17 protein-coding genes are annotated in these 15,165 nt (G+C 56.0%); 14 read left to right on the top strand and 3 right to left on the bottom strand.

Translation table 11 applies throughout. From position 1 onward, the window contains the following. The first annotated feature begins 287 nt into the window (after positions 1 to 287). From LAO76_10035 to LAO76_10015, 5 genes are all read left to right on the top strand, one after another. Positions 288 to 638 (top strand): hypothetical protein, encoded by a 351-nt coding sequence (locus LAO76_10035; protein MBZ5491258.1) that lies wholly within the window; start codon positions 288 to 290, stop codon positions 636 to 638. Between the two features lie 158 nt (positions 639 to 796). Further along, on the top strand, positions 797 to 1,432 hold the full coding sequence (locus LAO76_10030; protein ID MBZ5491257.1) for a sigma-70 family RNA polymerase sigma factor: 636 nt from the start codon (positions 797 to 799) through the stop codon (positions 1,430 to 1,432). Further along, the gene (locus LAO76_10025) at positions 1,429 to 1,878 is read left to right on the top strand and encodes a hypothetical protein (protein MBZ5491256.1); all 450 of its coding nucleotides are present in this window, start codon (positions 1,429 to 1,431) and stop codon (positions 1,876 to 1,878) included. Before LAO76_10030 ends, LAO76_10025 begins: the two co-directional genes overlap by 4 nt. A gap of 21 nt (positions 1,879 to 1,899) precedes the next feature. Next, positions 1,900 to 2,517 carry a DUF3106 domain-containing protein gene (locus tag LAO76_10020; GenBank protein MBZ5491255.1) on the top strand — a complete coding sequence of 206 codons (618 nt, stop codon included), beginning with the start codon at positions 1,900 to 1,902 and terminating at the stop codon, positions 2,515 to 2,517. 193 nt (positions 2,518 to 2,710) lie between these two features. Next, positions 2,711 to 3,862 carry a lactonase family protein gene (locus LAO76_10015; protein ID MBZ5491254.1) on the top strand — a complete coding sequence of 384 codons (1,152 nt, stop codon included), beginning with the start codon at positions 2,711 to 2,713 and terminating at the stop codon, positions 3,860 to 3,862. A gap of 148 nt (positions 3,863 to 4,010) precedes the next feature. On the opposite strand, the gene LAO76_10010 is transcribed toward LAO76_10015, so the two are convergent. Together LAO76_10010 and LAO76_10005 are read right to left on the bottom strand one after the other, a co-directional pair. Further along, positions 4,011 to 4,889: an NAD(P)-dependent oxidoreductase gene (locus LAO76_10010; GenBank protein MBZ5491253.1), complete on the bottom strand. Its 879-nt coding sequence runs from the start codon at positions 4,887 to 4,889 to the stop codon at positions 4,011 to 4,013. A 289-nt stretch (positions 4,890 to 5,178) separates the two neighbouring features. Beyond that, complete coding sequence (locus tag LAO76_10005; protein ID MBZ5491252.1) at positions 5,179 to 5,889, bottom strand: hypothetical protein; 711 nt, start codon at positions 5,887 to 5,889, stop codon at positions 5,179 to 5,181. 837 nt (positions 5,890 to 6,726) lie between these two features. On the opposite strand from LAO76_10005, the gene LAO76_10000 reads away from it, so the two are divergent. The 6 genes from LAO76_10000 to LAO76_09975 all read left to right on the top strand — a co-directional run bounded on the left by LAO76_10000 (position 6,727) and on the right by LAO76_09975 (position 11,389). Continuing rightward, positions 6,727 to 7,299, top strand: a complete 573-nt coding sequence (locus LAO76_10000; GenBank protein ID MBZ5491251.1) for a sigma-70 family RNA polymerase sigma factor — start codon at positions 6,727 to 6,729, stop codon at positions 7,297 to 7,299. Between the two features lie 130 nt (positions 7,300 to 7,429). After that, positions 7,430 to 8,083 carry a hypothetical protein gene (locus tag LAO76_09995; GenBank protein ID MBZ5491250.1) on the top strand — a complete coding sequence of 218 codons (654 nt, stop codon included), beginning with the start codon at positions 7,430 to 7,432 and terminating at the stop codon, positions 8,081 to 8,083. A gap of 25 nt (positions 8,084 to 8,108) precedes the next feature. Then, a complete protein-coding gene (locus tag LAO76_09990) occupies positions 8,109 to 8,978 on the top strand; it encodes a DUF4097 domain-containing protein (protein MBZ5491249.1) in 870 nt (289 codons plus the stop codon). Between the two features lie 86 nt (positions 8,979 to 9,064). Further along, on the top strand, positions 9,065 to 9,589 hold the full coding sequence (locus tag LAO76_09985) for a shikimate kinase (protein MBZ5491248.1): 525 nt from the start codon (positions 9,065 to 9,067) through the stop codon (positions 9,587 to 9,589). A 24-nt stretch (positions 9,590 to 9,613) separates the two neighbouring features. Next, positions 9,614 to 10,420, top strand: a complete 807-nt coding sequence (locus LAO76_09980) for a hypothetical protein (protein ID MBZ5491247.1) — start codon at positions 9,614 to 9,616, stop codon at positions 10,418 to 10,420. Positions 10,421 to 10,693: 273 nt separating this feature from the next. Next, entirely contained in the window at positions 10,694 to 11,389 is a 696-nt protein-coding gene (locus LAO76_09975) for an amino acid racemase (GenBank protein MBZ5491246.1), read from the top strand. A gap of 25 nt (positions 11,390 to 11,414) precedes the next feature. Here LAO76_09975 and LAO76_09970 read toward each other — a convergent pair whose 3' ends face one another. After that, positions 11,415 to 11,987, bottom strand: coding sequence for a hypothetical protein (locus LAO76_09970; protein ID MBZ5491245.1), 573 nt, complete (start codon positions 11,985 to 11,987; stop codon positions 11,415 to 11,417). A gap of 187 nt (positions 11,988 to 12,174) precedes the next feature. On the opposite strand from LAO76_09970, the gene LAO76_09965 reads away from it, so the two are divergent. From LAO76_09965 to LAO76_09955, 3 genes are read left to right on the top strand one after another with little or no spacing between them, the layout of a single operon-like run. Next, positions 12,175 to 12,618: a GntR family transcriptional regulator gene (locus LAO76_09965; protein ID MBZ5491244.1), complete on the top strand. Its 444-nt coding sequence runs from the start codon at positions 12,175 to 12,177 to the stop codon at positions 12,616 to 12,618. Further along, the gene (locus tag LAO76_09960) at positions 12,611 to 13,510 is read left to right on the top strand and encodes an ABC transporter ATP-binding protein (protein MBZ5491243.1); all 900 of its coding nucleotides are present in this window, start codon (positions 12,611 to 12,613) and stop codon (positions 13,508 to 13,510) included. Before LAO76_09965 ends, LAO76_09960 begins: the two co-directional genes overlap by 8 nt. A gap of 14 nt (positions 13,511 to 13,524) precedes the next feature. After that, a complete protein-coding gene (locus LAO76_09955; protein MBZ5491242.1) occupies positions 13,525 to 15,126 on the top strand; it encodes a hypothetical protein in 1,602 nt (533 codons plus the stop codon). Positions 15,127 to 15,165 lie beyond the last annotated feature (39 nt).

Genomic DNA, 15,165 nt, shown 5'->3' with positions numbered 1-15,165 from the left:
CAGGGGTTGACTACAAAGACTAATGCAGGGAAAGGGGAAGCGTCCCCTTCCCCTGCACCCCATCCCCTCAACCTAGTGGAAGAGAAAGTGTCAGGTATGTGCCCGGTCTAAAGTGTCAGGGATCTGCCCGGCTGTTCAATCGCGCGAAATCGCCGTGATCGGAAACCGAAACCCACCGCCGAGGGCGGCGGCACATGAGCAGGATGGAATGCACACCCCATGGTGGGACACACTGGTGTGTTACACTGTTCGGCCTGTACGCCCCCATGCGAGTCCGGAGTCTTGCCATGAAACCGCAAAAGCCCTGGGACGGCCCGAAACGCAAGAAGAAAAGCAAGACCGGAGACATCTCCAAGCGCTATACCCTGCCTGCCGCCGCAGTGGAGGCGATACGGGAAGCCGCGGCGGAATATCGCTCACGCGGGCGCGTAGTGCAGGTGGCGGCCGAGCTGCTCACGCGCATGGACCCTCCACCCAGCCCGGAACCAGCGCTTGGAGAGATGCAGCGCATGACCTATCGCATTCCCCAGCGGACAGTTGACCTCATTGAAGAACTGGCCCGGACTAGCTACAACAACGACCGGGCGCAGGTGTTTGCCGCCGGCATAAAGGCCATCAAGATGAAGAAGATTAAGTGATCGGTAAAATCTTTGTAAACTTCAGGATGCGCGAAAGCCGCCGGATGGAATAAACTCTGGTGTCGGGGCCGCCGGCTTCCCTCTGAAACCTGCAACTTTCTGGTTGCCAAGGGGTTTACAGGGATGTGAGCAGCGTGGCCTTAAAGTCGGGTTTGTTCATGCCCACAGTTACCGGCAGGATGCAGGGTATTGCGGAGATGGCAGCAAGCCACGTTCCTTATGATTCGCTGACTGATGCGGAGGTGATGCTCCGCGCCGGGACGGACGATAATGCGGCCTACGAATATCTCGTAACCAAATATCACCGGCCCATGATCGCTTTCATGTACCGCATGTGCCATAACCAGGCACTGGCGGAAGAACTGGCGCAGGAAGTGTTTTTGCGCGTATATCGTTCGCGCAAGACCTATGCGGCGGAAGCCAAGTTCACGACGTGGCTCTACCGCATCGCAACCAACCTGGCGGTGAACCACGCGCGCGACCACAAGGTTGAGCGCAGCGGAAAAGTAGTAAGCCTGGATGAGCCGGATGAAGAATCCGGCACCACGATGGATGTTGCCGATCCGACGCTGAATGCGGAACAAAACATTCTGCGGCGAGAGAGGCTCCAGGCCATCAAGAAACACGTGATGGCGCTGCCGGAAAAACAGCGCGCCGCCGTGCTAATGCATAAATATCAAGGGATGGATTATCGGGAAATTGCGGGAGTTTTGAAATTAAGTGAGTCCGCCACCAAGTCTCTGCTGTTCCGCGCCTATGAAGTGCTGCGCGACCGGCTGAAGGAATTTGTATGAACTGCAACGATGTTCGGGAAAATTTGATCGAGCTTCTCACTGACGGTCCGGCCGACCCGCAGGTGAAGGCTCACGTAAGCCAGTGCAGCGCCTGCACAGAGGAGCTTGGCTCCATGCGCAAGACCATGGCGCTGCTGGATGAATGGGAATCGCCGGAGCCTTCTCCGTACTTTCTTACGCGCCTGCGGGCGCACGTGAAGGAAGAACGGCAGAAGGCGCCGGCCAGCATGTTTGGGTGGCTGCGCCGCCCAATGCTGGCTGCCGCGCTGGCCACGGTATTGGCAGCGGGAGGAGTAGTCTATCGGCTCGTTGTGGCAACGCCGCCACCGGATAATGGCGCATTGGCCGATATTGAATCTCTGGACAAGAACCACGACTTGATTATCGATACGGACCTGGTAAACGAACTTACCGGAGCTCCGTCAGACGATGTGGCTGAGCCTTAAACTTTGTGCTCGGGGGAGCGAATGGTGATTGGGGCCAAGGTTGTTTCGGCGGTTTTGCTCTCAGGGTTGATCACCCTGAATGTACCTTCGCGCGTAACCACTTCGGCCCATCGACCGGCGCCCGTACTGCTGTTACAAGCCACGCCGCAGAAAAGCCCGAATAGCGCCAATCATACTGCACAAAGAAATGGATACAAGATGGGCGCATGGCTCCAGGCCCACAAAGATCTTCCGCTGGACCAGCAACTCAAACTCCTGGAAAGCGAACCAGGATTCAAGAAACTCCCGGCCGATCGGCAAGCGGCATTGCGCGAGCGGCTGAAAAAATTCAATAGCCTAACGCCCGCGCAGCGCGACCAAGCCGTGAAACGCATGGAGTTCCTGTCAAAGCTGACGCCACAGCAGCGGCAGCAACTTCGTGACGCCAACCAGCAACTTAAGGGCTTGCCACCGGAGCGGCAGGTTGCAGTCCACACGGCGCTGCGACACCTTCGGCAGATGCCTCCGGCTGAGCGACAGCAGGTGATCCAGTCAGACCGTTTCCGCAGCACTTTCTCAGATCAGGAACAGAAGCTCATCAGCCAGCTGGCGGAGATGTCGCCTGAAGCGAGCGCAGCCCAGAGTTCGCAGCCAAAATAGATGCGCTGAAAATAATGCATGGGGCGCATGCAAGACGCAGTTCCTTCGCGGCTTCCCCCATCGATGAAACAAGGGTAACTGCCGCGCGCTTGCGCTATCATAATCACATCCGGCTTCGCCGCAGACGCCGATGGCTGCCGTTGGTCCACTGGGAATTTCGGCTGCGTGCACTGGTGGTCGAGAGGGAGTGACGATGAAAGGCTTTCCGCGCTTGCTTCGCGCCGCAGTTTTTTCCTGCTTCCTTATCATTTTTTTCAGCCTCGTTATGCTGATGGCTGGATGCTCTCCCAGCAGCGTCACCAGAGGCGGCCCAACGCCAACTCCATCGCCCGGCAATGCTTTTGTCTATACGGCAAACGCGGGCGGAAACAGTGTCTCCGGCTTTGCCAATGACGGCACCGGAGCACTAACAGCGGTTCCCGGTTCGCCTTTTGCCGTCGCCGGAGAGCCTTTTGGACTTGCCGCCACGCCGAACAACCAGTTTCTTTACGTAACGTCATTCCAGAATAACCAGGTGAGCAGCTTTTCCATTAGTCCTACCAGCGGAGTGCTTACGCCGCTGACCTGCCCGACCGTTGCCACTACTGACGTACAGCCATTGAAAATTACTATCAATCCCGCAGGCACGCTGCTTTATACGGCAAACCAGGTGGGAAGCGTTACCGGATTCACCATCAACACAACCACCGGCTGCCTGACGGCTATCTCAACCACGCTAACCGATGCCACGGCGCGCGGAATCACCATCGACCAAAGCGGCCAGTTCGTTTATGTGGTAACAGCCGGTGGAGGCATTGACGCATTCCAGATTGGAGCCACCGGCACGCTCACGCGGCTGGCGGTTGGCGCCTTTGATTCCGGAACCACCACCATGCTGGCCGTAAAAGCCGTGCCCACGTTTGAAGTGCTTGTGGCCACTGACGGCGGCAGCACCAATAATCTACGCACTTTCGTCATCAACACCGACGGCTCACTGACGCCCATCATCGTGACGCCCACAGGATCGTCACCGCCCAACCCCAGCGCCATTGCTTTTAACACGCCGCTGAATGCCACCACGCCACTGGTTTACATTGCCAATACGGCTTCCAACAATCTGACTGTCAACACCGTGAACAACGCCGGAACCACCGGCACAGCCAGCCTTACGGTGCCCGCAGGCACAGGTCCCATTGATCTGGCCGTGGATCCCTCCGGCAAATTTCTTTATGTGGCAAACAATGGATCGAGCACCGTGTCAGTGTTGAACGCGAACATTACCGCCGCGAATACCACTACGGCCCTGATCTCCACTTCGCCGACCGGCGGCGGGCCGGAGTCGATTGTGGTGGTCGGGCATCCGTGAGGAAGAGCGCGCAAAAACCTCACCACGGATGAACACGGATAACACGGATTAAGGAAGATCGGGTGATCGCGCGTGATCTGGTGATCAGGAAAACCTACCACAGAGACACAGAGAACAGGGACTCAGGCCAAATTACTAATTACAAATTTCACAGGCCTGCGTCTTTCGCAGAAAGTTTAGAAATCGCCGACCAGTCAAGCTCTCCCATGCCCTGACCCAGCGCGGCGAGAAAACGGTCACGAACGAGGCTCGCCATCGGCATGGGGACAGCGTTTTCTTCGGCGGCAGCCAGCAGCAGCCGATTGTCTTTGAGGCCGAGCGGCAATTTGAATCCAGCAGGCTCAAACTTCTGTGAGTTGATCAGCGCGCCGTATGTCTTATAGATCGGCGCGTTGAAGAGCGAGTTGGTCAGAATCTCATGGAACAGGTTCGCATCGAGTCCGGCTTTGCGCACCAGGGCAAAGCTTTCCGCCAGACCTTCAATCACGGCTGTGATCAGGAAATTTCCCGCGAGCTTCATCAGGTTCGCGCCGAAAGCGTCATTGCCCGCAAGAAAAGTTTTCTGGCCCATGGCGTCAAAGAGCGGACGGCAGCGCTCGATCTGCTCCGCAGGTCCGGCGGCAACGATAAATAGTTTTGCGGCGGCCGCGGCTTCCGGGCGACCAAAGACCGGAGCGGAGACGTAATGCTGTTTGCGCTCAGCATGCGCAGAGGCCAGCCGTCGCGAGAGCGCAACGCTGATGGTGCTCATGGAAATGTGGATAGCATTGGGCGGCAGCGAATCGAGAAGACTTCGCTTTTCAAATAGGACAGATTCAAGGGCGTGATCGTCGGCCAGCATGGTGATGGCGACTTCAGCGCCGACAGCGGCTTCTCCCGGAGTGGCGGCGACGCGCGCGCCTTGCGATTGCAATGCTTCGGCGCGACTGTGAGTACGGTTGTAGACGGTGAGTTTGTGTCTGGCTTTGATTAAGTTTGCAGCCATGGGAGAACCCATGTTGCCCAGGCCGATGAATGCGATGTTCATAATTTTATTGATGCGGAAGCGGGCATGAGGGATACAGATTGACGGATCAGGAAAGAGCCGGAGGGGTTACCACTGATTCACACTGATGACACTGATCAGGACGAAGCTCTGGTGATCGCGCGTGCTCGGGTGATCGGCAAAGGCTCTACCGCTGATAAACGCGGATGGTCGCGGATCAGGAAAGATCAAAACCTTACCACGGAACAACACGGATGGAACGGATCAGGAAGGAGCAAAATCGTCACCACGCAGGCACGGGAAAAAATTGCCAAACGCGCGTCTCTGCGCTCTACTCTTGCTGCTGTGCCCCTGCGGGGTTGTAGCCTGCCGGGATTTCAAACCGGGCTGGGTCTGGCTCTGAGCGATTTATACCTGTCACGGTCATGGTGACTCCGCCGGTGCGTGGATCGTTATGTTTCAGCACCAGGTTGATGCGAAGGTCTTCGGAGTACCAGTATTCGTCGGTGATCACCACGCCTTGGCCGCCGTTGTCAGCGGGAATGGTCTGGCTTTGACGAACGCCGTGCACGGGCAATCCTTCAATCAACTTGTTGCCTAAATCCTCTTCTTTGGTGAACTGGTTCTGGGGAAGAGTGTTCAGGCCGGAGGAAGCCGACAGAAAGGACGGTGGCACTGCTTCCGGCGGGCGATTCACGGTGCCTTTGCGGAAGGTATGCAGGCGATCATTCACCATGATGGTGACCCGCGTTTCCGGATCATAGATATGGACGCCCACAATTTCCGGCGACTGATTGCTTGAGGCGGGCACCAGCGTGCGCATCTCATTGAAGATGCGGCCGTGGCTGTCACGCCCAATCTCACGGGCGGTTTTGGACTTCACGATCTGGCCATCCTTCTGCACGAAGGACCGCTGCACGTTTACCGTGCCGGTGAAAGGATTGGCGGGAGTGGGCGTTACAAAGATGTCAGGGTTCTGCGCCTGCGCGGAAACCGCGGCGATGACGAACAACAGAACAGGAAGAGAGATAAGCTTGCGCATCGTGCCTCCAGCAGCTCTCGTTATGCGATACAGATTATTCCCATGAGCCGGGAATGGCAAGAGCGGGAGGAAGATCGGGGGATCTGGTGATCGCGCGTGATCGGGTGATCGGCAAGAGCTCTACCGCGGATTTGCGCGGATGATCGCGGATCAGGAAAGGAGCAAAAACCTTACCAGGATAGAGACTGATTACACGGATCGGCAAACAGCCAAATCTTCACCGCGGAGACGCGGAGGCGCGGAGAAAGCAGGAAAAACTGGCAATTGATAGAACACGATATACGGCTGACAGACAGGAAATAAGCCGGAATATGGAAATCCGTAGAAAGCCACCAGTTGGCCGAATACTATTGGCAAAAGGCCAAGAGCTGAAAACCAAGAGCTAATTGCCAAGTGCTAATTGCTAACTGCTAACTGCTGCTGCTCAGGCAACCAAAGTTCCGGGAAAAGGCTTCAATGTTTAGTCACGTGGGATTGGCAGCGGGGCTGGACGGGCAGAGAGCGCGACGTTATCTATAATGGAGCCGGAGAAGTTGGGATCTGGCAGAACGATCCCGACGGGGCCCAGGATATAGCCCGGAATGGGGTTCGGAGTCGGGACGGGCAAGGCCGGCGACCAAGGGAACTGAGCCGGAATTACAAGAAATCGGGCCAAAAAAGCAGGGGCAGAATCAAGCGGGATCAAGGCCAGAATCAGATAGATACGGGCACGGTGGGCCAATTATGGCGTCCGGGGCAACCCAGGCGGACAACGAAGCAGCTACACTGCCGCATCCAAAGGAAGAGCGGCCTCAAAAGGTCAAATTGACACAAGCAAAAAAAGTAATCGCATCCGGAATGACCGAAGCCGAAGCGATTGACAGAGCCAAGGCCGGTGATGCGGAGGCGTTTTCCGGGCTCTACGGGCTCCACAAACGCCGTGTGTACTCACTTTGCCTGCGCATGACGGGCAATACGGCCGAAGCGGAAGACCTGACGCAGGAAGCGTTCTTGCAGCTGTATCGCAAGATTGCGACGTTCAGGGGCGAGTCAGCGTTTTCAACGTGGCTGCATCGGCTGGCGGTGAACGTGGTGCTGATGCACCTGAGAAAGAAAGGCCTTCCGGAGATTTCTCTGGATGAAGCGCTGGAACCGCAGCATGAAGATGGGCCGAAGAAAGACATCGGCGCACGGGACAATGTGCTGGCGGGGTCAATTGATCGGGTGAACCTGGAGCGGGCAATAGAAAGCCTGCCGCCGGGATACAGAATTATCTTCGTCCTGCATGACGTTGAAGGCTATGAGCACAATGAGATTGCGGAGATGATGGGATGTTCGATAGGAAACAGCAAGTCGCAATTACACAAGGCGCGCATGAAGCTGCGCGACCTGCTGAAACTCAGTAGAGCCGAAAAGGCCGCCCGCAGGTAAGCAGAAGCGGCTGAGAGCAAGACCGAGTCCATAACGCGGCGAAATTGATTCGGGCAAGAAAAAGAATGCGCTGCGCGGTAAGCCCGACGAAAAACGCGTTTTGCGATTCCCTGAAAGCGAGTGGGAGAGGATGAAGAAAATGAATTGCCAGCAGTTCCAGGAAACACTGCCTTTTATCATAGAGAGCGGCGGCGGGGGCGAGGACGAATCGCACCTCCAGGAGTGTGAGTCTTGCGCAGCTTTGGTGCAGGACCTGCGCTACATCGCCGAGCAAGCCAAATTGCTTTTACCCATGCACGATCCGAATCCCCGTGTATGGAACAATATTGAACAATCTCTCCAGAGAGAGGGATTGTTGCCGGAGGGTCGAATGCCCCGGCTGGGGCACACACAGAAAAACTCGACCTCCCAAACACAAGCGAAAAACTGGACGCCCCTAGGCTGGGTGATGGCCCTTACGGCGCTGATCATCTTTGCCGTTGTACTTACCAACTACAAGCCCAGGCCCTTGCAGCAAACGGCATTGTCGGCGCAAAATAGCGCCACGGATTCAACACAATTTAATTCTGACGATCAGCAGTTGATCAGCCAGGTTTCGCAGCAGTCGCCGGAAGCGCAGCGCGCCTATGAAGCCAGCCTGCGGGACGTGAACGCATATATCGCGGACGCGGAGCAGGCGGCCAAGAGCGACCCCGGTGATGCATCCGCGCAAGCGCTGTTGCAGGATGCGTACGAGCAAAAAGAAATGGTGTACCAGATGGCGACCGCCCGTTCGTTACCCTGAGCGGATGAGGAGGCAGTAAACGGCCATGAAGTTTCGCACCGCAACACGCGCTCTGCTGTTTACAGCAAGCCTCGGCATTGGTCTCTGCGCGGCGCACGCCGCCGATTCTCGCAAGGAAGCCCGCATTGATATCGCTCCGGGCGGCACTCTGAACATCGTAAGCGGTGGCGGCTCGATCACTCTGCATTCTGGCGCCGGACACCAGCTTCTCGTCTCATACACAGTCCACTCGGCAAAAGTTGAAGTTGATCAGAGCAGCAGCGCCAACAATCAGCGCGTGGAGCTTCTCACTCACGCCCTCCCCGGTGAGAAGCCCACGGCTGATGAAGCCAAAGTTGATTACGATGTGACCGTCCCGGCCGGGATTTCCGTAGATGTAAGCACAACTTCTGCGCCCATCACAGCCGATGGCATCAGTTCAGAAATTGGCTTGTCGTCTGAGACTGGCCAGATCACGGTTCACAACATTGCCAGGTCGCATGTGCATGTTCGCAGCATGGCGGCCCCGGTTACGCTGCAGGATGTCACTATGAGCCGCGTTGATGTTCAATCCACGGGCGGCGCTGTGCAGCTAAAAAACGTCAACGGACAGCGCATTGCCGTGGGCACCGCCAGTGGAAATATTGATTACGAAGGTGATTGTTCCGGCGGCGGCAGCTACATTCTTACCACGCACAGCGGCGCTATCAACGTCACTCTGCCCGCCACGGCATCCGTTGATCTAACGGCCCGTTCCACCACCGGCGCGGTTGAAAATGATTTTCCTCTACAGCAAAAACCTCATACGTCTTTCGTCCCCCAGCAAGGACGTTCCTTCGCAGGTACCTCTAATTCCGGCTCATCTTCCGTTGAGCTCCAGTCTTTCAGTGGTAAAATCCGCGTGAAGAAGCAATAAATTCAGCAGCGCGTAAAAATATGATGGCCGTACCCCACGCCCGCCAGTCCGGCGCATGCCGCGATTCCCGCAACTGAATGCGATGCGTGGTCCTTATCGGGTTTATGGGCGCGGGAAAAACCACCGTCGGGCGTGCGCTGGCCAAAAGCCTGCGCTGGAATTTTCTGGACCTGGACGACGTGATCGAGCAGCGCGAGCGTAAAAGCGTAGCTGAGATTTTTGCTGCTTCCGGTGAGCCCGCGTTTCGACAAGCAGAAAGCGCGGCGCTCGCGGCTTTGCTGCAAGATCACCAGGCCGGCAGCGATCTTATATTGGCGTTGGGCGGCGGGGCGTTCGTGCAAAAGCAAAATCGTGACGCGCTGAATTCCGCCGGCGCAATCACCGTTCTGCTGGAAGCGCCGATTGAGGAACTGCGGCGGCGCTGCCAGGGTGAGCACAAAGTGCGTCCGCTGGCGCAGCAGGATGCAAGGTTTAACGAGCTGTTTGCCGCGCGTCGCGCAGATTACGCTCTGGCCCGCTTCACCGTGCAAACGCTCGATAAGTCGGTCGAGCAGGTCACGGCGGAAATCGAACGACTGCTGCAATCGGCAGACGTGCGAACAGAAAAGTAGAAGTAGAATTTCGGAGGTAGAAAAGTGAAAGCAGTAAAGCTCGCCATTCTTTTAAGCGCGGTGCTCGCCACATCCATCTCTCTTAACGCGGCAGACCAGACCAAGGACAAAGGAAAGAGCAGCTCCAAAGTGGCTGATTCCGGCAGCTTCGGCATCTTTATGAATGGCAAGCGCGTGGGCACAGAGACGTTCAACATCACGGAAACCCCGAACGCCGACCATGCCCGCTCTTATTCCACCGCCTCCTCTGAAATCAAGTTTGATGACGGCCACTTCAAGGCCACCCAGACCGCTGAAATGCAGGTCACGTCCAAGGGCGAGCTGCGCTCCTACAACTGGCACGCCACCGTTCCGCAGAAAGAAGAATCTTCCGTGGAGCCCAAGGACGAGATGCTGGTGGAGCACATCACGCCCGCCGACCAGAAAAAGCTCGATGTCCCCCACATGCTGCCGCTTTCCACCATGATTCTCGACGATAATTTTTTCTCGCAGCGTGAAGTTTTGTTGTGGTGGTATCTGGCCAACGGCTGTCGCCGCCAGGATAACGCTCTGGTCTGCGGCACCGGCAAGTTCGTGATTCTTGTTCCCCGCCAGCATCTTTCCGGCAACGCAACTCTTGAACTCATGGGCCCCGGCAAGGTGATGATCAAAGGCGTGGAGCGCGAACTCAACAAAGTGAAGCTCGATATGACCGGCCCGCAATCGCTCACCTGGCTCAGCGACCAGGGCCGCGACTCCGACTCCGCGCAATGGGTCCTCTGGGTTGACGATCAATACCGCGTCATCAAGATGACCGTCGCCGGCAGCAACGTGGAAGTGGTTAGAGACTAAAACGGAAAAAACTACCGCGGATCAACGCGGATCAACGCGGATCAACGCGGATTAGAAAAGAACAGAAAAATCTAACCACTGATTTGCACTGATGACACTGATAAGCAGCGTCAGAATTATCTTGTTGCAATTAGGCTCTTCGCAAACCCCTCGCGCCGATCCGCGTTCATCCGCGTTCATCCGCGTTGATCTGCGGTAAAGGTGTTTGAATTCCCGTTAGGCTCGACACAAAAATCGAATCGTCCCTACCACCCCGCACATCTAGCGTCATAAATGAAAATCATCGGCATGATCGGCGGTATTGGGCCTGAATCGACCATTGACTATTACAGGCGCTTGCTGGATGGCGCACAGAAGCGCAACCCCGGCGGCCCCGCGCTGCAGATCGTCATCAACAGCATTGACCTGCAAAAAGGATTGGACCTTCTAGAACGCAATCAACTGAACGAACTGACTGAATACATCGCTCCGGAAGTCGTGCGCCTGCAACATGCGGGGGCAGAATTTGGCTTTCTGGCGGCCAACTCTCCGCACATTGTTTTCGGCGATATCGCCCGGCGCTCTCCTATTCCTCTTGTCAGCATTGTTGAAGCCACCTGCGCGGAAGCCAAACGCCAGCAGCTCACACATCTGGGCGTGTTTGGAACGCGCTTCACCATGCATGGCCGCTTTTATCCTGATGTTTTTACCCGTGAAGGGCTTCAACTTACCGTGCCCACAGCCGAAGAACAGGATTACATTCACGACAAATACATCAATGAACTGATCCCTGGAAAGTTCCTGCCAGAAACGCGCGACGGCCTGCTGGCCATCGCCACGCGCATGAAGAAACAAGATGGCATCCAGGCCCTGGTCCTGGGCGGGACTGAATTGCCGCTAATCCTCACAGACAGCTCATTGCTTGGAATTCCCTTCCTGGACACAACGCAAATTCACGTAGATGCAATTCTGGAACGAGCGATGGTGTAAGCAGCGCGGCACGCTCTATTGGTAGCTATTCGTGTGGGTGCTTTTGCCGTTTGAAGAATGCGACCCACACATCGACTCCGCTGCGGTCTGTCGTCAGCACCACGCTGACGAGTTCCCACGCCTGCGTACCCAGACTCGTGGCTGCAGATTCAAGATCCTGCTCTGTCCTGGCCTTTTCCACGCGGTACTCCCACTGCGCCACAGGCATAGGCTTTACGTTCAGGGTAAAGTTCTGGGACTGCGGGTTGTTGCCGGACCTGGGTGGGTCAAAGCCGCTGGCAACGGCCGTCAACACGACGCTAAAGGAACCCGTGGCCGCCGTGGGCAGAGCGGTAAGAACAATCGTGGTGGAACCGGCGCGTCCGGTGGGCACCTGGGCGATGACGCCCGCGGGCAGGCCTGACAGGCTAAATTCAAAGCTGGGCCGCTCATTGATGGCGATATGCACGTTCAATGACGCTGAGCTTCCCTGCGTGACGGTGACGATGGAGGGACTGAGGCTTATTACAAACTCAGGATCTGTCTGGGCAGGCAGGCGGGATGCAAACCCGGTAATGAACAGCAACAACAGAGCTGCGCGGACGGCAGGTTGCGGCATAACAATTCCTCCACGTTATCTAGAACGTCCTAAATTGACCTTTATGCTGCTTATTAGGATACGGCTGGCGGGGCAGTTGTTCTAGCGTGATCGAAAAAAACTGCGGAATTGCACACTCCTGGACCCGTTGGGTTGGTGCATGCAGCCGCCAACGAGAAAAGAGGAGGCGCATGCTGCATACTGTACTATGTGTTATAGTACAGTAGTGATTCCATTTCGAGTCCAATTCCGGCCAGGCATATCGCTTTATGAGCAGGCAGTCTACGCCGCAAAGAAAGCGATTGTCTCCGGGGCGATGCAGCCGGGCGATACTTTCCCTTCCGTCAGGACATTGAGCAAAGAACTAAAGATCAATCCCAATACAGCCCACAAGATTGTGATGAAACTGGTGAATGATGGACTGCTGGAGACGCTGCCCGGCATTGGAAATGTTGTGGCGCATTTGCCGGAATCCAGCAAACTGGAGCGGACGGAGCTGCTGGGCAGTGAAATTGAGCAGCTCATGGTTGAGGCCAGAAAGTTGGGAATTGAATTCACGGAGATTGTGCAGGCAATGGAAGCGCATTGGAAACGGCTGGGGCAACCGAGGCGCCGCAAGGAGCACGGCAAGGAGGACCCAAGCAGTGAGTAGCACAATTCGAACAGAGAACCTGAGCAAACGCTTTCTAACTGTGCAGGCCCTGCGGCAGTTAAATCTGGAGATCCCACAAGGCGCGATCTATTCACTGGTGGGGCCTAACGGCGCCGGCAAGACAACAATGATCAAAGTGCTGATGAATATTTTGCAACCCACTCAGGGAACCGCCGAGGTATTGGGAACAGACTCCACCAAACTGAGGGGCGATTGGTTCGCGCAAATCGGCTACGTTTCTGAAAATCAGGAACAGCCTGAGTGGATGCGAGTTGACGAGTTCTTTGATTATCTGCGTCCGTTCTACCCCAGTTGGGACCGCGAGCTGGAAAGCGCGCTGGTCCGGCAGATGGCGCTGCCAATGGACAGGAAACTTCGGCATCTTTCGCGAGGAATGAAGATGAAGGCCGCTCTGGCAAGTTCACTGGCGTATCGGCCAAAGCTAATTGTGCTGGACGAACCGTTCTCAGGCCTGGATCCGCTGGTACGGGATGAGTTGGTGGAAAGCCTGCTGGAGCGCGCCAGTGAAGCCACGATCCTGATTTCGTCGCACGATCTGGCGGAGATAGAAAGCTTCAGCAGCCATGTGGGCTACATGGAAGAAGGGCGCCTTAAATTTTCCGAGGAGATGAGCAGCTTAACGAGCCGATTCCGTGACGTGCAAGTCACACTGAATGCGCCGGCTGGACCGCCACCCAACATGCCAGCCGCATGGCTGCAACCGGCAAGCTCCGGTACAACGTTTCAATTTATTGACAGCCAGTTCGAGCAGGAACGCACACGGGCGGCTATTCACTCTGCCTTCAGCAATGTGCGCGACATAACTTTTACTCCAATGAGTCTACGGGCAATTTTTGTGGCGATGGCCAAAATCGGACGCAAAGCGGTTTGAGGATTGAGAACGTTATGAGCCAGATCATCCACATTTTCAAAAAAGACCTGAAGCGGTTTTCATGGGAAATTGTGTTATCGATCCTCCTGCTGGCGTTATATGCATGGTGCCAGCCGGTGCTGTGGAAGCCCGTTGACCGTCTGAGCTATGACGGCGGAACAGTAACTGCATTGCGCTACGCCGGGGCATCCATTCTGGGCGTACTGCTGGTGCTGGGATGGATGGTGGTCCTCGTGCGCGTGATTTACGAAGAGTCACTTACAGGCGACCGCCAATTCTGGGTCACCCGGCCTTACCACTGGCAAAGTTTGCTGGCTGCCAAAATTTTATTCGTTTTCATTGTGATCAATGTGCCGCTGTTTGTGGCCCAACTCTGCCTGGTTGCAGCCGCTGGCTTCGCTCCCTTTCAGCATGTTTCCAGAGTGCTGGACCTGAACCTGACGCTGGCCGTTCTGCTGTTGCCGCTGGCAACACTCGCGGTGGTAACGGGAGGGAAAAGACAGATGACACGGGCCATCATTATGGTGTTGATATTTGTGCTGGCATCGGTGTGGCTGGCACAAAGCTTTTTCGGCTTCTTCTTCGTCTTCGATGTGCGAGGCGCTGGGTCCGGGAGGACGGGGAGCTGGCAATGGCTAGTATGGGCGGTGATGGTTGGCGTGGCGATTGTGGTTATTGTGCGGCAATACGCATTGCGCAAGACGGCCCAAGCCAGATGGATCCTGATAGGCGCTGGACTGGCACTCATTCTTATGGCCGCAGCCGAGCCCAAATATCGGTTTCCTGAAGCTGAATACCCGCTGCTGGGCGCCGGCGCGGACGGCTACTTTGAAATAAAGATGCCAGCACCGGAAAAGCCGCATGCAGGACACCTTTATGTGGGCCGTGGACCGGAACAGGGAAAAAAGACTGTCTGGATCACTCTTAAGTTCACCGGCGGCGAAGTGGCTGAAGGCCTGGTTGCACAGGCAGAAGCAATCAAACTGACTTTCCAGGCTCCGGACGGCGCACAGTGGAACTCAGATTGGCAGGCAGTAAGCGCGGTGCTCAGCCACAATGATAATGGCACGATCGATGCCTCGGGGCTGCAATCGCGCAGTCTTGGCACGTTCATCCAGGTAGACGGGACGTTCTTCGACAAATTCAAGGATGTCCCCATCAATCTTCAAGTGGAAGTCGCCTCCACGCTCTACCGTGACAATCGTAGTGTGGCATTCAATCCGAAGCAAGATGAGTTCAAGATCCAAAACGTGGGAACCTGTGTTGTTTCACAACTTTCTGAAATCTTATTATCGTGCCGCTCACCTCTGGCCGGTATCCCAATGGTTGGCGTGAGCGTTCGCCTATTCAAGAATTGCAGTGCAGAAGACGATTCGAATGCGCCCATCTATCAGAGCTACGCATGGTGGCCGGAATCCGAGCAATGGAGCGGTGAATTCGGACTCAACCCTTTGAGGCAATTTGAGCTTTCTGTGCCGCACGAAGCTAATGGACAGGCTTTAACCATCTGCGCCGGCTCCGCTTTTACGGTGCATCAGCCTGAGAAAATTCGCCGCTTCCACATACAAAAAGACTTCAGCGGTGTAAAGCTTGCAGAGCTAGTCCTGCAGCAGTAACTTTGCGGGTTGAGCACAACCATGGTTTGCACATTTGCA

It is taken from the genome of Terriglobia bacterium (assembly GCA_020072645.1).
Lineage (GTDB): Bacteria > Acidobacteriota > Terriglobia > Terriglobales > Acidobacteriaceae > Angelobacter.
This window is presented reverse-complemented; position numbering and strand designations above follow the sequence as displayed.